The organism is Actinomadura sp., assembly GCF_044508335.1.
Classification (GTDB): Bacteria; Actinomycetota; Actinomycetes; order Streptosporangiales; family Streptosporangiaceae; genus Spirillospora.
Map to the genome: position 1 here is coordinate 10,084 of NZ_JBIQHY010000044.1, position 19,117 is coordinate 29,200.

Annotated in this window: 16 protein-coding genes; all 16 read right to left on the reverse strand. The window is 74.5% G+C overall.

Annotated elements, in window-relative coordinates:
- Nucleotides 1-25 precede the first annotated feature (25 nt).
- Entirely contained in the window at nt 26-1,402 is a 1,377-nt protein-coding gene (locus ACIWVC_RS17150; RefSeq protein ID WP_396447817.1) for a hypothetical protein, read from the reverse strand.
- 151 nt (nt 1,403-1,553) lie between these two features.
- Nucleotides 1,554-2,486, reverse strand: coding sequence for a DivIVA domain-containing protein (locus ACIWVC_RS17155; protein ID WP_396447816.1), 933 nt, complete (start codon nt 2,484-2,486; stop codon nt 1,554-1,556).
- A gap of 57 nt (nt 2,487-2,543) precedes the next feature.
- Nucleotides 2,544-2,840 carry a YggT family protein gene (locus tag ACIWVC_RS17160; RefSeq protein ID WP_396447815.1) on the reverse strand — a complete coding sequence of 99 codons (297 nt, stop codon included), beginning with the start codon at nt 2,838-2,840 and terminating at the stop codon, nt 2,544-2,546.
- 21 nt (nt 2,841-2,861) lie between these two features.
- Nucleotides 2,862-3,398, reverse strand: coding sequence for a cell division protein SepF (locus tag ACIWVC_RS17165; protein ID WP_396447814.1), 537 nt, complete (start codon nt 3,396-3,398; stop codon nt 2,862-2,864).
- Between the two features lie 105 nt (nt 3,399-3,503).
- Nucleotides 3,504-4,259, reverse strand: a complete 756-nt coding sequence (locus ACIWVC_RS17170) for a YggS family pyridoxal phosphate-dependent enzyme (protein ID WP_396447813.1) — start codon at nt 4,257-4,259, stop codon at nt 3,504-3,506.
- Nucleotides 4,256-5,041, reverse strand: a complete 786-nt coding sequence (pgeF, locus tag ACIWVC_RS17175; protein ID WP_396447812.1) for a peptidoglycan editing factor PgeF — start codon at nt 5,039-5,041, stop codon at nt 4,256-4,258. The genes ACIWVC_RS17170 and pgeF overlap by 4 nt, the downstream gene beginning before the upstream one ends.
- Nucleotides 5,038-6,534: a cell division protein FtsZ gene (gene ftsZ, locus ACIWVC_RS17180; RefSeq protein WP_396454312.1), complete on the reverse strand. Its 1,497-nt coding sequence runs from the start codon at nt 6,532-6,534 to the stop codon at nt 5,038-5,040. The genes pgeF and ftsZ overlap by 4 nt, the downstream gene beginning before the upstream one ends.
- Before the next feature lie 396 nt (nt 6,535-6,930).
- Complete coding sequence (locus tag ACIWVC_RS17185) at nt 6,931-7,671, reverse strand: cell division protein FtsQ/DivIB (RefSeq protein WP_396448214.1); 741 nt, start codon at nt 7,669-7,671, stop codon at nt 6,931-6,933.
- A 61-nt stretch (nt 7,672-7,732) separates the two neighbouring features.
- Nucleotides 7,733-9,163 carry a UDP-N-acetylmuramate--L-alanine ligase gene (murC, locus tag ACIWVC_RS17190; RefSeq protein ID WP_396448215.1) on the reverse strand — a complete coding sequence of 477 codons (1,431 nt, stop codon included), beginning with the start codon at nt 9,161-9,163 and terminating at the stop codon, nt 7,733-7,735.
- Nucleotides 9,160-10,254, reverse strand: coding sequence for an undecaprenyldiphospho-muramoylpentapeptide beta-N-acetylglucosaminyltransferase (gene murG, locus ACIWVC_RS17195; protein WP_396448216.1), 1,095 nt, complete (start codon nt 10,252-10,254; stop codon nt 9,160-9,162). The genes murC and murG overlap by 4 nt, the downstream gene beginning before the upstream one ends.
- 39 nt (nt 10,255-10,293) lie before the next feature.
- The gene (ftsW, locus tag ACIWVC_RS17200) at nt 10,294-11,547 is read right to left on the reverse strand and encodes a putative lipid II flippase FtsW (RefSeq protein ID WP_396448217.1); all 1,254 of its coding nucleotides are present in this window, start codon (nt 11,545-11,547) and stop codon (nt 10,294-10,296) included.
- 2 nt (nt 11,548-11,549) lie between these two features.
- The gene (gene murD / locus ACIWVC_RS17205; RefSeq protein WP_396448218.1) at nt 11,550-12,992 is read right to left on the reverse strand and encodes a UDP-N-acetylmuramoyl-L-alanine--D-glutamate ligase; all 1,443 of its coding nucleotides are present in this window, start codon (nt 12,990-12,992) and stop codon (nt 11,550-11,552) included.
- On the reverse strand, nt 12,974-14,053 hold the full coding sequence (gene mraY, locus ACIWVC_RS17210; RefSeq protein WP_396448219.1) for a phospho-N-acetylmuramoyl-pentapeptide-transferase: 1,080 nt from the start codon (nt 14,051-14,053) through the stop codon (nt 12,974-12,976). Before mraY ends, murD begins: the two co-directional genes overlap by 19 nt.
- Entirely contained in the window at nt 14,050-15,444 is a 1,395-nt protein-coding gene (murF, locus tag ACIWVC_RS17215) for a UDP-N-acetylmuramoyl-tripeptide--D-alanyl-D-alanine ligase (protein ID WP_396448220.1), read from the reverse strand. Before murF ends, mraY begins: the two co-directional genes overlap by 4 nt.
- Nucleotides 15,441-16,976: a UDP-N-acetylmuramoyl-L-alanyl-D-glutamate--2,6-diaminopimelate ligase gene (locus tag ACIWVC_RS17220; protein ID WP_396448221.1), complete on the reverse strand. Its 1,536-nt coding sequence runs from the start codon at nt 16,974-16,976 to the stop codon at nt 15,441-15,443. Before ACIWVC_RS17220 ends, murF begins: the two co-directional genes overlap by 4 nt.
- Before the next feature lie 81 nt (nt 16,977-17,057).
- Nucleotides 17,058-19,117: penicillin-binding transpeptidase domain-containing protein (locus ACIWVC_RS17225; RefSeq protein ID WP_396454313.1), on the reverse strand; the 2,060-nt coding region annotated here is incomplete at its 5' end.

The window sequence follows — 19,117 nt, forward strand, 5'->3', positions numbered from 1 at the left end:
GGGCGGGTGATCTGCGGGGCGGTGGTCAGTCGCGGGCGTGTTCGCGGTCGGGCTGGCAGACCAGGCAGGGCGTGCAGCCCCGGGACTTCGCCTCCGCGCGGGACAGCGACTCCAGGTCGTCGGCCTCGTCGCCGATGTCCTCGATGAGGGCGCAGTCGACGCGGTGGTAGCGCTTGGTGCCGCTCAGGATGCGGACCTGCGGGCCCTCCCCCTCCGGTTCGCCGTGCGGCTCGTCGTCGGCGGCGTCCGCGCCGGACGGCTCGGGCTCGGGTGCGGGCTCGGGCTCCGGGGCCTGCTCCGGCTCCGCCGTGCGAGCGCCGCTTTCGCCGGGCAGGTCCCCGGCTTCGTCACGGGGCTCCTCCCCGGACGTGCCGTAGGCCGGGCCGGAGTGCGCTTCGGAGGCCGTGTCGCGGGCGTGGCGGGGCTTCGGCGGCGTGTCCGCACCGGCGTACGGGGACGGCCCCGGGTCGACCACGGCGTCCGGTGCCGCGGATTCGGTCTCAGCGGGCCTGTCCCAGACGGAGCGGACCTCCGGCTCCCGCTCCCGCGACTCGGATTCATCGGCCGTCTCCGGCGCGCTGGGCGCCTTCCCGGCCGCCTTGCCGAACAGCCCGGTGACGGGCAGGTCGGTCAGGGTCGGACCGGCGGGGTTCGCGGGCTCGTCCGCCCGCGGGATCTCGGCGGTCCGGTCGGAGGCTCCGGGCCTGTCGAAGGGGGACGGCGCGGAGTGCGGCGCGGGCGCCGGCTTGGCGAGGCCCGCCAGGCCGCCCTCGGAGCGCGCCGCACCGGGCTCGCGGCCCGCCGCCGTGCCGCCCGCGTCCCGGCCGCCGGAGCCGGGGGCCGCGGGCGCCGACGCCGCGGCGCGCGCCGCCAGTGCGGTGTCGGGCATGCAGGCGGTGCAGGGGCTGAACCCCTCCTCCTTGGCTTCGGCGTAGGTCAGCTCCTCGGCGTCGCGCCCGGCGAGCTGCCGGCACGTGTCGAGGTGGTAGCGCTTGCGGCCGCGGACGACGAACACGAGCGCGTCGTCGGGGACGTCGGCGGGCGGTGGGGGCAGCTCCATCGCGTCGTCGTCCGGGTCGGCGGCGGGTGCGGCGGCCGCCGGGGCGGCCGGGGCGCTCTTCGCCGGCGCCGGGGGCGCGGCCTTCTTGCGCTTTTCCTTCTTGGACTTCTTGGCGGGGCGGGCCGGTGCCGCGGAGGCTCCGGGCCCCCAGAGCTCCTTGCGCCGCAGGAACACCCCGATGGCCAGGCACAGCGCCGAGACGATGCTGACGGCGATCGATATGTAGATCACCACCAGCGCGTCCAGGCCGAACACCTGGGCGCTGTCTCCGTTGCCGGCGACGATTCCCGCTACCAGCAGGGCGATCGCCACCACCACGAGAACGCCACTCAGGATGATCACAGGGTCTCTCCCACTCGTTCGGACCGCTCGGCTCCGGGCCGCGCGACGGGCCCGGCGGCCGTCCCGTGCGACCGCCCGGCATCACCGGGGTGGCGCCGCTGCCACGCCCGGCGCGGGGGTCGGGACGACACTACCGCCTGCGCGGCCGCGATCAGCGCCGGTCGTGCGGCGGGTTGTCGCCGCCCGCGTGGAACGCGCCGGTCGCCGAGTGCTGGACCTGCTGGCCGTGCTCGCCGGGCGGCGGGAACTGGCCGGGCGCGGGAGACGGGCCGCCCGCGGCGCCGTTGCGGTTCTCCGCGTGGGGCAGGCCGCCCTGCGGTCCGGTCTGCGGACCCTGCGGCGCGTTCTGCTGCGACTGGGCGGGGGCCGCGCCCGGGACGGCGGCGAACGCGCCGGTCTCGGTGCTGCCCGCCTCCAGGTCGCGGAGCTGGCCCTCCAGGTACACCTTCAGGCGGCTGCGGTACTCGCGCTCGAACGCGCGCAGGTTGTCGACCTCGCGCTCCAGCTCCTCGCGCTGCTGCACGAGCGAGCCCATGACCTGGCGGTGCCGCTCCTGGGCGTCGCGGTCGAGGGCCTCGGCGCGCGAGCGCGCCTCGCTGACGATCTGGTCGGCCTGCCGGCGGGCCTTGCCGAGGATCTCCTCGGCCTCCCGGCGGGCGCGGCCGAGCGTCTCGTCGGCCTCCCGGCGGGCGTCGGCGATCGCCTGGTCGGCGGTCTGCTGCGCCAGCGCGAGGACGCGCGCCGCGGTGTCCATGTTGTCCTCGCCGGAGGGCGCGGGCGCCATGCCGAGGCCGCCGAGAGGGGCGGGCTCCGGCTCGGGCTGCGGCTGCGGCTCGGGGCGCGGAGGCTCGGGGATCTTCTGGACGTCCGGCTTCGGCTCCACGATGGGAGCGGCCATGGCGGGAACCTTGCCGCGCAGGCATTCGGCCAGCTTGGCCCGCAGCTCCTCGTTCTCCTGGATGAGGCGGTCGAGCTCCGCCTCGACCTCGTCGAGGAAGGCGTCCACCTCCTCCTCGTCGTACCCCGGCCTCAGCCTGGTGGTACTGAACTGCTTGTTCCGCACGTCGGCGGGTGTCAGCGGCATGTTCTCGTCTCCTTGGCGCGCTTGGAGTCTGTCCCTGAAGGACGGTATCCGATCGGTCTACGGACCGCCGAATATGGAGCCGATGACCATGATCAGGATCCAGACCACAAGGATGAGCACGGTGAAGCTGAGGTCCAGTGCAACGTTACCCAGCCGGACGGGCGGGATGAAACGCCTCAGCAGTTTCAGGGGCGGATCGGTGACGGTGTAGGTCGCCTCGGCGATCACCAGCACCACCCCGGACGGCTTCCACTGGCGGGCGAACGACTGCACGACCTCCAGCACCAGCCTCCCGATCAGGAAGAGGAGGAAGAAGTACAGGAGGTACGTCAGTACCTGTCCAGCGATGTTCACTGATTCTCTCGCATGCGACTCTCAGCTTTGGTTGAAGAACCCACGTTCCGCCATCCGGGCCTTGTCCTCCGCCGTCACCTCCACGTTGGCGGGCGACAGCAGGAACACCTTGTTCGTAACACGCTCGATGCTCCCGTGCAGGCCGAACACGAGACCCGCCGCGAAGTCGACCAGACGCTTGGCGTCGCTGTCGACCATCTCGGTCAGATTCATGATCACCGGCGTGCCCTCCCTGAAGTGCTCCCCGATGGTCCGAGCCTCGTTGTAGGTCCTTGGATGCAGAGTAGTGATACGAGCCAGGTCCGTGGTACCGGACTCGTAGAGCGCCACGGAGCGTCGTTCGATGGTCGACGCGGAGTGATGGTCGCGATCCCGGTCCGCGGTCTCCTCCGCTCGGGTAAGCTGACCGCCGGATTCGTCCTCGCGACGACGGCTCTGCCCGGGGTCGGTCTCGTCGTCGTAGACCTCGTACTCGTCGTAGTCGCCGTACTTGTCGTCGTAACGGTCGTCCTCCACAAGGCCGAGGTAGACCGCCATCTTGCGCATCGCGCTGGCCATACGCCCCTCCGTGTCCTGTGGTGGCGGCCTCGGGCGCGTCCAGAGCCGCCGGTGGACTGATCCGTAGTGGCGGCCCGCGTTCCGGCAGGTACCACTGGGGGGACATTACCTGACGATTGCCCGTCGGCCGCCGAGCAACGCCGTACCGACCCGCAGGTGTGTCGCGCCGCACGCGATCGCCTGCTCCAGATCGCCGCTCATACCCGCACTGACGATCCGGGCGTCCGGATGGTTCCGCCTGATCTCCGCCGCGATCCCCGCGAGCCGGGTGAAGGCGGGCAGCGGGTCGGCGCCGAGCGGTGCGACGGCCATCACGCCGCCGAGTTCCAGGCCGGCGGCCCCGGCGATCTCGTCGGCCAGCCCCGGCACGGCGCCGGGCGCGGCGCCGCCCCGGCCGCCCGGGCCCCCGGCGCCGTCCGCGCCGCCGTCCGGGTCCTCGTCCAGCGAGACCTGGACGAGGCAGCGCAGCGTCCGGCCGGCGCGGACGGCGGCGTCCGACAGCGCCGTCACCAGCCTGGAGCGGTCCACCGAGTGGACGACGTCGGCGTACCGGGCGACCGCGCGGGCCTTGTTGGTCTGCAGCCTCCCGACGAAGTGCCAGGTGAGCGGCAGGTCGGCGCATTCGGCGGCCTTCGGCCCGGCCTCCTGGTCGCGGTTCTCGCCGATGTCGGTCAGGCCGAGTCCGGCCAGGAGCCGCACATCGGAGGCGGGGAAGGTCTTGGTCACCGCGATGAGGGTGAGCTCGCTCTCGTCCCGTCCCGCGGCGGCGCAGGCGGCGGCGATGCGGGCGCGCACCGCGGCGAGGCTCTCGGCCAGCTCCGCCCGGCGCTCCTCGGGGGTGGGCTTCCTCTCGTCGGTCACGCGCGGTCCTCGGGCGAGTCGTTCTTGAGGGACTGGGGGGAGCCGTCCTTCCGGACGGGGCCGTCCTTGAGCCAGACGTAGCCGGCGAAGCGGCCGGTGCGGCCCTCGCGGCGGTAGGAGAAGAGGCCGGGGTCCTCGATGGTGCAGCGCGGGTCGGTCTCGACGGCGGCGACCCCGGCGGACGCGAGCTGCGCGGCGACGCCGGCGCGGATGTCCAGGCCGGGCGTGCCGCGGGACGTGGTGGAGTGCGCGGCGGGCACGGCGGCGGCGACCTCGTCCCGCATCCCGGCGGGCACCTCGTAGCAGCGCCCGCACGCGGCGGGCCCGATCGCGGCGGTCATCCGGGCGGGGTCGGCGCCGTGCTCGCACATCGCCCGCACCAGCGCGGGGACGACCCCGGCGGCGGTGCCGGGGCGGCCGGAGTGGGCGGCGCCGACGACCCGGGCTTCGGGGTCGGCCAGCAGCACGGGCGCGCAGTCTGCGACGAGGACGGCGAGGGCGAGGCCGGGGACGGTCGTGACGACGGCGTCGACGGGGCCGGGGGTCTCGGGGGAGGTGACGAAGGCGACGTCCGCGCCGTGCACCTGCCGCATGAACACGGTGCGGCCGGGGTCGACGCCGAGCGCCTCGGCGGCGCGCCGCCGGTTGCCGAGCACGGCGGCGGGGTCGTCGCCGACCGCGCCGCCCAGGTTCAGGGAGTCGTAGGGGGGCCTGCTCACGCCGCCGGCGCGGCCGGTGAAGGCGGCGCCGACGCCGTCGCCCAGGGCGACGGCGGTGATCACTTCAGGAAGTCGGGGACGTCGAGGTCGTCGTCCTCGTCGAACACCACGGGACGGCGGCGCTGCCCGGAGGAGGCGGGGCCGCCGTCGTTCTCGCCCGCGTGCACGCGGGGGGACGACGCCTGCTCGGTGGGCTGGCGCGGCGCGGGCGCGCGGGTGCCGCCGGAGTCGGCGTCGCGGTCGCCCGGGGGGCCGGCCGCGGCGGCGTCCGGCCGGGCGGGCTCGTCGCGGTCGCCGCGCCCGGACGCGCGGTCGTCGCGCCCCTGCGCCCGGTCGCTCTCAGCCCGCGGCGCGGCCGGGGCGGACGGCGCGGCCGGCGCGGACGCCTGCGCGGGCGGGTGCGGGGCGGCGGCGGCCTGCGCCACCGACTGCTGCGTGCCCTGCTGCCCGGCCTGCTGGCCCGCGGGCCGGTGCGCGCCCGCCGGCTCGGCCCGCCCGACCTTGCTGGGGATCGGGTTGGCGGGCGGCGCGGACGCGGGCGCCGGGACCGGGCGGGGCGGAGGCGGGGGCAGCCGCTTGCTCTCCGGCTCGGGAGCCGGCTTGCTAGGGCGCCCCTCGTCAAAACCCGCCGCGATCACCGTGACCCGGACCTCGTCGCCGAGCGCGTCGTCGATGACCGCGCCGAAGATGATGTTGGCGTCCGGCGCGGCCGCGTTCGACACCAGCTGCGCGGCCTCGTTGATCTCGAAGAGCCCGAGGTCGGAGCCGCCGGAGATGGACAGCAGCACGCCGTGCGCGCCGTCGATGCTGGCCTCCAGCAGCGGGCTGGAGATCGCCATCTCGGCGGCGGCGACGCTGCGGTCGTCGCCGCGCGCCGACCCGATGCCCATCAGCGCGGAGCCCGCGCCGGACATGACGGACTTGACGTCGGCGAAGTCGAGGTTGATCAGGCCCGGGGTGGTGATGAGGTCGGTGATGCCCTGGACACCGGACAGGAGCACCTGGTCGGCGGCCTTGAAGGCGTCCAGCACGCTGACCTGCCGGTCGGAGATCGACAGCAGCCGGTCGTTGGGGATGACGATGAGGGTGTCGACCTCGTCGCGCAGCGTCTCGATGCCGGCCTCGGCCTGCATCGCGCGGCGCTTGCCCTCGAAGCTGAACGGGCGGGTGACCACGCCGATCGTCAGCGCGCCCAGCGAGCGGGCGATGTTGGCGACGACGGGCGCGCCGCCGGTGCCGGTGCCGCCGCCCTCCCCGGCGGTGACGAACACCATGTCGGCGCCCTTGAGGACCTCCTCGATCTCCTCCCGGTGGTCCTCGGCGGCCTTCCGGCCGACGTCGGGGTTGGCCCCGGCGCCGAGGCCGCGGGTGAGCTCGCGGCCCACGTCCAGTTTCACGTCGGCGTCACTCATCAGCAGCGCCTGGGCGTCCGTGTTGATCGCGATGAACTCGACGCCCTTGAGACCCTCTTCGATCATCCGGTTGACGGCATTGACGCCGCCGCCGCCGATGCCGACGACCTTGATGACCGCGAGGTAGTTCTGCGGTGCTGCCACGACGAGGGGCCTTTCCGCTCTCTCCGACCGCCCTGACCGGTCTGCCGACCGTGCCGCCGCGGTTTTCCCGACCTGTGCACTGGGGGCGGGGCCTCAAACCCTCACCCTCAACTTGAGGCTTACAGTTATGTCAACCTGAAGACTGATACGGACAGTAGGGCGGCCTTACCGCCAGGGTCAACTAACCTCCCCCGAACTCCACCGGCGTGTCGCACCTGGCACAGGTTTGCCCTGGTTGGGCTCGGACATGCGCCCGTACGGCGGGTGCTGTACACCGGCTCGTCCCTCCCTCGTCCGCATCGGTCCGGCATGACCGTTCCAGCGTGCCCGATCGGGCCGCCGGAATCGCCGCGACACACGCACCCGGTCCACTTCCCCCGGATCACTTCTTCCGGGTCACTTGGTCTTGAGGACCTCGGGGGAGCTGACGTCGACGGTGCGGACGGCGCGGCCGGCCGCGGTGCGCCGCACGGCGTCCAGCAGCCGGATCTTCTCCCGTGCCCGCTCGGCGGCCCCCCACACCACCGTCTGCCCGTTCTTCATGTGCAGGCTGACCGCCTCCGGGCCGGTGGCCTCCACCTCGGAGACGCCGCCGCGCAGCCGTTCCGGCAGGCCGGTCAGCACGGTGAGCGCCGCGCGGGTCGCCTTGTCGGACGGCCCCGGCGAGGCGACCGCCAGCGCCGGCAGCCCGGACGGGCGGGTCTCCCCGTCGGCGACGACGACGCCGTGCCGGTCGAGGAGGTGGTAGCGGCCGCCGCGCTCGAACACCGCGACCGGGACCCGCTCCCGCACGACGATCCGGACCGTCCCCGGCCAGTGCCGCTCGATCTCCGCCGACTCGACCTCGCGGAGCCGCTCGACCCGCTCCCCGATCGCGCCGGTGCGCAGCCGCGCCATCGGCGTGCCGAGGTGGATCCCGGCGGCGGCGACGATCCGGTCGCGCGGCGCCAGCGCGGCGCCGGCGACCTCGACGTGCCGCACCACCAGCAGCCGGGAGCCGAGCAGCACCCATGTCACCAGGCCGAGCGCGCCGACCACCAGCAGCGTGACGAAGATCGCCTTCCACCGGCCGGGACCGCCGCGGCCCCCGCCGGCCGCGGCGGCGGCGGCGCGCCGGTCCGTCTGCGCCTCGGTCATGACCCAAGCTTGGCAGTTCCGCGCCCCGGCGCCGCCGACCGCGCGGGCGGCGGCGTGTCACTCAGGACGCGGCGAGGCGGTCCAGGACGAGCGGGCCGAGCTGCGTCACGTCGCCCGCGCCCAGCGTGATCACGACGTCGCCGGGCCGGGCGAGGGACGCCGCGACGGCGGGCGCCTCGTCCCGGACGGGCGCGTAGACGGTCTCGGTGCCGGCCGGGACGGCGTCGGCGACGAGGGCGCCGGTCACCCCGGGCTCCGGGTCCTCGCGGGCGCCGTACACGTCGAGCACGACCGCGGCGTCGGCGAGGCCGAGGGCCGCGCCGAACTCGGCGGCGAAGAACCGGGTGCGGCTGTACAGGTGCGGCTGGAACACCGCGACGATCCGGCCGCCCCGCCCCTGCTCCCCCAGGTAGTCGCGGGTGGCCTCCAGGTCGGCGGTCAGCTCGGTGGGGTGGTGGGCGTAGCTGTCGAACACCTCGACGCCGCCCGCCTCGCCCTTGCGCTCCAGCCGCCGCATCGCGCCGCCGAACGCGGCGAGGCCCGCCCGCACGGCCGCGCCGTCCACGCCGAGCGCCTGCGCGACCGCGACGACGGCGGCGGCGTTGAGCGCGTTGTGCCGCCCCGGCACGGCGAGCACGACCTCGCCGGCCCCGTCCCCGCCCTCGCCGGAGCCCTCCACGGTGAACCGGGAGCCGAGGCCGCGCGGGGTGAACCCGGTCACCCGCAGGTCGGCGCCCTCGGCCGTCCCGTAGGTGCGGACGGCGAGCCCGCGCGCCCGCGCCCGGCCGGCGAGCTCCATCGCGACGGGGTCGTCCGCGCCGGCGACGAGCGTCCCGCCGGGCTCGACGCGGTCGACGAACCGCGCGAAGTTCTCCTTCACCATCTCGAAGCCGCCGTAGTTGTCGAGGTGGTCGGCCTCGACGTTGGTGACGACCGCGATGTGCGGGGTGTACCGGAGGAACGAGCCGTCGCTCTCGTCGGCCTCGGCGACGAACACGTCGCCGGAGCCCTCGTCGGCGCCGAGGCCGGTGGTGACGAGCTGCCCGCCGATGCAGTAGGACGGGTCGGCGCCCGCGTGCTGCAGCGCGACCGTCAGCATCGACGTGGTGGTGGTCTTGCCGTGCGTCCCGGCGACCGCGACGGCGCGCCGCCCGGCCATGAGGGACGCGAGCGCCTCCGACCGGTGCAGGACGCGCAGCCCCCGCTCGCGGGCGGCGACCAGCTCGGGGTTGGTCTCCCGGATCGCCGTGGAGACCACCACCGTGTCGGCGTCGCCGACGTGCGCGGCGTCGTGCCCGACGAACACCTTGGCGCCGAGGTCGCCGAGCTGGGCGAGCAGCTCGGAGTCGCGGGCGTCGCTGCCGGACACCGCCATGCCGCGGCGCAGCATGATGCGGGCGACGCCGGACATCCCGGCGCCGCCGATCGCGATGAAGTGCACCCTGCCGAGCGCGTCGGCGGGGACGACCTCCCCCGGGTCGATCGGGTTCATCGCGCGGCGCCCGCCTGGCGGACCACGTCGTACACCATCCGGGCGAGCGCGACGTCGGCGTCCCGGCGGCCCATCCGGCCGGCGGCCTCCGACATGTGCGCGACGCGGGCCGGGTCGGCCAGCACCGGCAGCAGGTTCCGGGCGATCCAGTCGGGCGACAGCTCGGCGTTGTCGACGAGCATGCCGCCGCCCGCCGCGACGATCGGCTCGGCGTTGAGGCGCTGCTCGCCGTTGCCGATCGGCAGCGGCACGTACACCGCGGGCAGCGCCACCGCCGCCAGCTCGGCGCACGTCATCGCGCCGGCGCGGCACATGGCCATGTCGGCGGCGGCGTAGGCGAGGTCCATCCGGTCGCAGTACGGGATGGTGACGTACTGCGGGCCGCCGGACGCGGGCTCGGGCTCCTCGGTGTTCTTCGGCCCGACGATGTGCAGCACCTGGATGCCCGCCTGCCGGAAGTACGGCGCGGCGGCCACCGCGGCCTGGTTCAGCGAGCGGGCGCCCTGCGAGCCGCCGAAGATCAGCAGCGTGGGCAGGTCGGGCAGCAGCCCGAAGTAGGAGCGGGCCTTGTCGCCCATCGCGAGCCGGTCGAGGGTGGCGATCTCGCGGCGCAGCGGGATGCCGACGAACGTGGCGTTCGGCAGCGGCGAGTCGGCGTGCGAGACCGCGACGTGCTCGGTGAACCGGGCGCCGAGCTTGTTGGCGAGGCCGGGCTTGGGGTTGGCCTCGTGCACGATGATCGGCACCTTGCGCTTGCGGGCCGCGAGGTAGCCGGGGGTGGCGACGTACCCGCCGAAGCCGACCAGGATGTCGGCCCGGGCCTGGTCCAGGACGGCCGCCGCCGCGTTGATCGCGCCGCGCAGCCGGCCGGGGACCGACAGCAGCTGCGGGGTCAGGGTGCGCGGCAGCGGCACCGGCGGGATGAGCGCGAGCTCGTAGCCGCGCTGCGGGACGAGTCGGGTCTCCAGCCCCCGCTCCGTCCCGAGGCAGACGATCCCCGTGTTCGGGTCGTTGCGGCGCAGCGCGTCGGCGAGGGCCAGCGCGGGCTCGATGTGTCCGGCGGTGCCCCCGCCGGCCAGGACAACCCTCATGCTCGTTGACAACTCCTCAGCGTGTTCGAAGGGGGGATTTCAACGCCGTGCCAGACCCAGCCAGCTTAGAGCCCTCACGACCGGTCCGGGGCCACGTGCGGAGAGTGCCTGCCGCGCGCCGGGCTCGCGTTTGGCGAAGGCGAGCAGCATCCCGAGCGCGAACAGGCTCGGGATGAGCGCCGAGCCGCCGTACGACACCAGCGGAAGCGGGATCCCCGTAATGGGTAGGACGGCGATGACCGCGCCGATGTTCACGACCGCCTGCACGACCAGCCACGCCGTGGCGCCCGCGGCGGCGAGCCGGGTGAACGGGTCCTTCACCCGCCGCGCGATGCGCAGCCCGGCGTAGGCGAGCATCCCGAACAGGCCGAGGACGACGAGGGTGCCGGCGAGCCCGAACTCCTCCCCCACGATCGCGAAGATGAAGTCGGTCTCGGCGTGCGGGAGGTAGTCCCACTTGGCGCGGCCCTCGCCGATGCCGGTGCCGAACAGCCCGCCGGACGCGACCGCGTACAGCCCCTGGGTGCCCTGGTAGTTGGTGGTCAGCTTGTTGCCGGACGGGTCGAGGAACCCGGTGAGGCGCTGCATCCGGTACGGCTCGACGACGATGAGGATCGACACGAGCAGCGCGACGAGCCCGGCGATGCCGACGAACAGCCGCCCGGGCGCGCCGACGACCCACAGCAGCGCCAGGAAGATCGTGAGCAGCACCAGCGTGGTGCCGAGGTCGCTGCCCAGCATGACGAGCAGGACCAGGACGCCAGCGCCCGGCATCAGCGGGACGAGCAGCGGCCGCCACTCGGTGAGCTGGCCGAGCCGGTCCTTGCGGGCCAGCAGGTCGGCGCCCCACAGCACGAGGGCGAGCTTGGCGAGCTCGGACGGCTGGATCTGCACCGGCCCGAGGTCGACCCAGCGGGTGGCGCCGCCCGCGCTGCGCCCGAGCCCGGGGACGAGCACCAGCGCCAGGCAGACGATCGACAGGAGCAGCATCGGGTAGGCGAGCGCGCGGAACGTCTTCACCGGCAGCCGGGACGCCAGCCACATGCCGGGCAGCCCGATCGCCACCCACACCGCCTGCTTCTGGAACAGCGTGTACGCCGACCCGGTCGCCTGGATCTGCTTCACGATGGAGGCCGACAGCACCATCGTCAGCCCGAGCGCGAGCAGCATCATCGAGCAGCCCAGCACCAGGTAGTAGGAGGTGAGGGGCCGGTCGAGCAGCCCGACGGCGGCGACCACCTGCTCCCGTGGCCCCGGACGCCGGCCGCCCTCCTCCTCGGCCGCGGCGGACACGGCTAGCGGGGGTCCCCGGGGGCGTCCCCCCGGCCGGCCGCCCCGGCGAGGCGCTCGACGGCCGCGATGAAGGCGTCCCCGCGGGCCGGGTAGTTGGCGAACATGTCGAAGGACGCCCCCACGGGCGCGAGGAGGACGGTGTCCCCGGGGCGGGCGAGGGCTGAGGCTTCGCTGACGACGCGGTCCATGGCCCCAGTGTCGGTGTCGGGGACGTCCACGACCGGGACATCCGGCGCGTGTCGCGCGAGTGCCTCCGCGATCCGCCCCCGGTCGCGCCCCATCAGCACGGCGCCGCGCAGCCGCCCGGCGCAGGAGCGCACCAGGTCGTCGACGTCCAGCCCCTTGAGGAGGCCCCCGGCGATCCACACGACGCTCTCGTAGGCGGCGAGGGACGCGGCGGCGGCGTGCGGCTGGGTCGCCTTGGAGTCGTTGACGTAGGCGACGCCCGCGACGTCGGCGACGTGCTGGATGCGGTGCGGGTCGGGCACGAACGAGCGCAGGCCCTCCCGGACGGCCTCCGCCGGCACGCCGAACGCGCGGGCCAGCGCGGCGGCGGCCAGCGCGTTCGCGACGTTGTGCGGCGCGTACGGGCGGACGTCGGCGAGCGCGGCCAGCTCCTCGGCGCGGTTCGCGGGGTCGCCGGTGAACGCGCGGTCGACGAGGAGGTCCTCGACGACGCCGAGCTCGCCGGGGCGCGGCACCCGGAGGGTGAACCCGGCGCGCCGCTCCGCTCCCTCGGCGAGCGCGGCGGACGTGTCGTCGTCGGCGTTGTAGACCGCGACGCCGCACCGCGCGTAGATCTTGCCCTTGGCGCCCACGTAGGCGTCCATGGAGCCGTGCCAGTCGAGGTGGTCGGGGGCGACGTTCAGCACCGCCGCCGCCTCCGGGGCGAGCGAGCCGGACCAGTGCAGCTGGTAGCTCGACAGCTCCACCGCGAGCACGTCGTACTGCTCGCCGGGACCCGCGACGGCCTCCACGACGGGGGTCCCCACGTTGCCGACGGCGAGGGCCTTGCGGCCGGCGGCGGTGAGCATGCAGGCCAGCATCCGGACGACGGTCGTCTTGCCGTCCGTGCCGGTGACGGCCAGCCACGGCGCCGCGCCCGGCCCGCGGAGCCGCCACGCCAGCTCGACCTCGCCGATGATCTCGATGCCCGCGGCGGCGGCCGCGGCGAGCAGCGGCACGTCCGGCCGCCACCCGGGCGAGGTCACGACGAGCTCGGTGCCCGCGGGCAGGCTCTCCCCGTCGCCGAGGCGGACGGCGACCCCGCGCTCCTCCAGCTCGGCGGCGTGCCCGCGCTGCTCCTCCCCGTCGCGGGCGTCCACGACGGTGACGCGGGCGCCGCGCCCGGCGAGGACGCGGGCGGCGGCGCGGCCGGACACGCCCAGGCCGGCGACGCACACCCGGAGGCCGTTCCAGGAGCGGCTCACTTCTTCGGCATCCATTCCAGGTAGAACAGGCCGATGCCGATCGCGGTGAACAGCGCGGACATCAGCCAGAAGCGCACGACGATCGTGGTCTCGGCCCAGCCGGACAGCTCGAAGTGGTGCTGCAGCGGGGCCATCTTGAACACGCGTTTCGGCTGCGGCATGAACTTCCCCGTCACCTTGAAGCTGCCGACCTGGATGATCACCGACAAGGTGATCATCACGATCAGGCCGCACAGGATGGCGAGCAGCAGCTGGGTGCGGGTGAGGATCGCGAGGCCGACCAGCACGCCGCCGAGGGCCAGCGAGCCGGTGTCGCCCATGAAGATCTTCGCGGGCGGGGCGTTCCACCACAGGAAGCCGAACACGCCGCCGAGCATGGCCGCGGCGACGACCGCGAGGTCGAGGGGGTCGCGGACGCTGTAGCAGTTGGGGGCGAGCGCGAAGTCGGTGCAGCTGTTGCGCAGCTGCCAGTTCCCGATGATCACGTAGGCGGCCAGCACCATGCCGGCCGGGCCCGCGGCGAGGCCGTCCAGGCCGTCGGTGAGGTTCACGCCGTTGGACATCGCCGCGATGAGCAGCAGCGCCCAGATCACGAACAGGTACGGGCCGATCGAGGGGCCGAAGTCGCGCAGGAAGCTCAGGTGGGGGTCGGCGGGGGTGACGTCGTAGCCGTTGGGGAAGTTCAGCGACGCGACGGCGAACACGACGCCGACCAGGATGATCCCGATCATCTTCGCGCCGCTGCGCAGCCCGAGGCTGCGCTGCTTGAACACCTTGATGTAGTCGTCGACGAACCCGACGAGGCCGAGGCCCGTCATCAGGAACAGCACCAGGAGCCCGGAGATCGTCGGCTCGTTCCCGGTGACCAGGTGCGCCGCCGCGTAGCCGACGAGCGCGCCGACGATGAAGACCGCCCCGCCCATCGTGGGGGTGCCGCGCTTCTTGAGGTGCGCCTCCGGGCCCTCGTCGCGGATCATCTGGCCGTAGCCGAGCCGGTTCACGATCCGGATCCACACCGGCGTGCCGACCATCACGAAGACCAGCGCGACCCCCGCGGCGATGATGATGTTGGTCATCGGGCCGCCTCCGCGAGGAGCGCCTCGGCCACCCGTTCCAGTCCGGCCACGCGGGAGCCCTTCACCAGTACGACGTCCCGCGGCGCGAGCCGCTCGCTGAGCGCGGTCACCGCCGCGCCGACGTCATCCACCTGCACGCACTCTCCCGTCCATGACGCCACCTGCCCGGCCCCTTCGGCCATCGCCGCCGCGTTCGCGCCGACGACGACGAGCCCGGCGATCCCGCTGCGCGCGACATGCTGCCCGATCTTGGCATGTTCCGCCACGGAGGCGTCGCCGAGTTCGGCCATCTCCCCCAGCACCGCGTAGGCGCGGCGCCCGCGCGCCATGTGCGCGAGCACGTCGAGGGCGGCGCGCACCGAGTCGGGGTTGGCGTTGTAGGCGTCGTTCACCACGGTGACGCCGTCGGCCCGCTCGGTGACCTCCATCCGCCACCGGCTGGCCGGCACCGCCGCCGACAGCGCCTCGGCGATCGCGCCGGGCGCGAGCCCCGCGGCGCGCGCGGCGGCGGCCGCGGCGAGCGCGTTCGGGACGGCGTGCGCGCCGTGCAGGCGCAGCGCGACCGGCGCCGAGCCCTCCGGGGTGACCAGGGTGAACCGGGGCCGGCCCTGCTCGTCGAGCGTCTCGTCCGCGGCGCGGACCGCCGCGTCCGGCGCGCGGCCGAACGTGACGACCTCCCCCCGGGTGCGGGACGCCATCGCGGCGACCAGCGGGTCGTCGGCGTTGAGGACGGCGGTCCCGCCCGGCGGCACCGCCTCCACGATCTCGCCCTTGGCGCGGGCGATGTTCTCCCGGCTGCCGAACTCCCCGACGTGCGCGGTGCCGACGTTCAGCACCACCCCGACGTCGGGCCGCGCGATCCCGGTGAGGTAGGCGATGTGGCCGATCCCGCGCGCGCCCATCTCCAGGACGAGGTGGCGGGTCCCGGCGTCCGCGCGCAGCACGGTGAGCGGCAGCCCGATCTCGTTGTTGAACGAGCCCGGCGGGTGCACGGTGGGCCCGGCGCGGGCGACCAGCTGCGCGATGAGGTCCTTGGTGGAGGTCTTGCCGGCGGAGCCGGTCACGGCGAAGACGGTGACGTCCGGCAGCCGCTCCAGCAGGCCGCGGGCCAGCCGGCCGAGCGCCTCCTGGACGTCGGGCACGACGACGCACGGCCCTTCGCCGGCCTGCCCGGCGGGACGCTGCGCGAGCACTCCGGCCGCACCGGCGGCCAGCGCCGCGGCGGCGAAGTCGTGCCCGTCCGCGCGCTCGCCCTTCAGCGCCGCGAACAGCGCCCCGGGCTCCACGGCGCGGGAGTCGATGACGACGGGACCGGTCACCACGGCGTCCGGAGGCCCGTGCACGGTGCCTCCCGTGATCTCCGCGATCGTCGCCAGCGGAAGTGGGATCACGCCTGCGTCCCGTCCCCTCTAGTCCCTCGTGTCCGGCGCCGGAGCGCCGCGCGGACGACCTCCCGGTCGTCGAACGGATGCACCTCGCCCGCCACGTTCTGCCCCTGCTCGTGGCCCTTGCCCGCGACGACCAGGACGTCGCCGCGGCGGGCGCGGCCGACGGCCAGCCCGATCGCGGCGGCGCGGTCGGGCTCCACGACGATGTGCGCGCGCTCTGGCTGCGGCACCTTGAGCCCGCCCTCGACCATAGCGGCGAGGATCGCCAGCGGATCTTCCGACCTCGGGTTGTCGTTGGTGAAGTACGCCGTGTCGGCCAGCCGGGCGGCGGCCTCCCCCATCAGCGGCCGCTTGCCGCGGTCGCGGTCGCCGCCGCAGCCGAGCACCACCGTGAGACTGCCCTCGGTGACGGGCCGCAGCGCGTTCAGCACGGCCTCGACCGCGCCGGGCTTGTGCGAGTAGTCGACGAGGGCGACGAAGTCCTGGCCCTCGTCGACGCGCTCCAGCCGGCCGGGGACGCCGGGCAGCGACGCGACCCCGCGCACGGCGGCCTGCAGCGGGACGCCCGCCTCGACCAGCGCGACGATCGCGGCGAGCGCGTTGGCGACGTTGAACGGCCCGGCGAGCGCGACCTCGGCGTCCGCCTCGATCCCGCCGGGGCCGACGACGCGGAACACGCCGCCGTCGGCGCCGACGCGCACGTCCTCGGCCCGCCAGTCGGCCGCCGGGTCGCCCGACGCGGAGAACGTCGTCGTGGGCACCGCGGCGATCTCCAGCAGCTCCCGGCCGTAGTGGTCGTCCAGGTTCACCACGCCGACGCGCGAGTACTCCGGCGTGAACAGCCGCGCCTTCGCCAGGAAGTAGTCCTGCATGGTCGGGTGGTAGTCGAGGTGGTCCTGGGAGAGGTTCGTGAACACCGCGACCTCGTAGCGGGCGCCGCCGACGCGGCCCTGCACGAGCGCGTGGCTGGACACCTCCATCGCGGCGGCGCCGACGCCGCGCTCGCGCATCACCGCCAGCAGCGCGTGCAGGTCGGTCGCCTCGGGGGTGGTGAGCGCGCTCGGCACCCGCTCGCCGCCCACCCGGATCTCGACGCCGCCGACCAGGCCCGTCTCGATCCCGGCGGCGCGCAGCCCCGCGTCGACCAGGAACACGGTCGTGGTCTTGCCGCTGGTACCGGTGACGCCGATGAGCGTGATGTCGCGCCCCGGGTCGCCGTACACCCACGAGGAGGCGTCGCCGAGCCGCGCGCGGACGTCCGGCACCACGAGGACCGGCAGGCCCGTCCGGGCCGCCCGGTCGTACCCGTCGGGGTCGGTGAGGACGGCCGCCGCGCCCGCGTCGGCGGCCTGGCCGGCGAACTGGGCGCCGTGGGCGCGGGCGCCCGGCAGCGCCGCGTAGACGTCGCCGGGCAGCACCGCCCGCGAGTCGTGGGTGATGCCCGTGACCGAGGTTCCGTCCCGGCCGCCCCACTCGATCCCCAGAAGCTCCGCGAGCCCGCTCAGCGGACGGGCCGGATTGGTGGTCGGACGCATGGCTGTTCTTTCGGTGCGAGCGAAACGGGACTGGTGGGACAGGGGTGGTGGACTCACAGGCGAGGAGGGTACTCGCTGCCGTCAGTCCCCGGCGTGGATCTGGATGATCGGCGGTCGGCTCCCCGTCGGCGGGATCTTCTCGGACTGCAGGGCGAAGCTCATCACGTCCTTGAAGACCGGTGCGGCCACATCGCCACCATAGTGGCTGCCCCGCTTCGGGTCCTGCAGGACGACCTGCACGACGAGCTGAGGGTCGTCCGCCGGGGCGAACCCCGCGAACGACGCGGTGTAGCCGCCGCCGTCGTAGCACCCGCAGCGCGGGTTGACGATCTCGGCGGTGCCGGTCTTGCCGGCCACGCGGTACCCCTTGATCTGGGCCTTGGGGGCGGTGCCCTCGTCGGTGGTGACGCCCTCCAGCATGTCGCTGATCTGCCGCGCGGTCTCCGCGCTGATCACCTGCTTGCGCGCGGGCGGCGGCGCGGGGGTGAACTCGTCGTCCTCGCCGACCGTCCCCTCGACGAGGGTCGGCGCGACGCGGACGCCGCCGTTGGCGATCGTCGCGTACACGCTCGCCATCTGCACCGCGTTCACCGACACCGTCTGCCCGAAGGCGATCGGGTACCGGTCGGTGCCCGACCACTTGTCCGGGGGCTCCAGCAGGCCGGGCGTCTCACCGGGCAGCGGCAGCCCGGTCTTCTGCCCGAACCCGAAGTCGCGCAGCGTCCGGTAGAGCTGCTGCGAGGTGATGCTCTGGCTGGCCAGGATGGTGCCGACGTTGCTGGACTTGGCCAGCACCCCCGCGAACGTGAGCCGCTCGGTCGGGTGGGGGTGCGAGTCGTGGAACACGACGTCGTACTTCTTGATCTTGTCGGGGACGGTGTAGGGCGTCCGCGGGGTGACGCCGCCGTACTCCATGACGGCGGCGGCCGTGACGACCTTGCCGGTGCTGCCGGGCTCGTAGGCGTCCTGCACCAGCGGGCTCCCCCAGCGGGACCGGTCGGCCTCGGCGTAGCGGTTCGGGTCGAACCCGGGCGCGGACGCCATCGCGAGCAGCTTGCCGGTGCGCGGGTCCATCACGATGACGCTGCCGCTGTCGGCCCGGGTGGCCTTCACCTGCTTCTCGATGGCCTCCTGCGCCTTGAACTGCAGGTCGCGCTGCAGCGTCAGGCGGACGCCGCGGCCCGGGACGGGGGGGCGCTTCTGGTCTTCGCCCATGGGGATGTGCTGGCCCTCAAGGCTGATCTCCACCCGCTGCCAGCCCGCGCGCCCGGCGAGCACGCCGTTCATGGAGCTCTCCAGGCCCGCGGCGCCCTTCCCCGTGTCGTTCACGAAACCTATGACGCCGGCGGCCAGCGAATCGTTGGGATACTCGCGGCGGTATTCCGGCAGGGTGCCGATCCCGGGCAGGTTCCAGCCGGTGATGAGCCGCGCCTGGTCGGGCCGGACGCCGTGCGCCAGGTACACGAACCGGGTGCCGGGCTTGCTGATCTGCTTCATCAGCGCCGCCGGGTCCAGGCCGAGCGTCGGGGCGAGCGCGTTCACCACCGACTGCCGCCGGCCGGCGTCGATCAGCGACGGGTCGGCGTAGATGGCCCGGGCCTCCACCGTCATGGCGAGCGGATGCCCCTGGGCGTCGGTGATGTCGCCGCGGACGGCGGGCAGCGTGATCTCCTGCAGCCGCTGCCGCATCGCCTCCTCGGTGTACTTCCCGGACTCGATCGTCTGCAGCTGGACGAGCCGCCCGGCGAACAGCGACAGCACGAACGCGACGGCGAGCAGGCCCGCGTTGAGGCGCTTCATCGGGTCGCGGCGGTTGAACGGCACGCGGGTGCGCGGGCCCCGGCCCGGCGGCCGCGGCCCGGAGCCGCCGGGCCGGGTCCGCGTCGCGGCCGGGCGGCCGCCGCGGGCCGTCCGCGCGCCGGCCTTGCCGGGCGCCCGGCCGGCGGGCGGCTTCTTCCGGGCGGGCTTGGCCGGCGCTCCCCGCACCGACTCGTTCCGCGCCGTCTCCTTGCGCGCCGTCTCCTTGCGCGCCGTCTCCTTGCGCGCCGTCTCCTTGCGCGCCGTCTCCTTGCGCGCCGTCTCCTTGCGCGCCGTCTCCTTGCGCGCCGTCTCCTTGCGCGCCGTCTCCTTGCGCGCCGTCT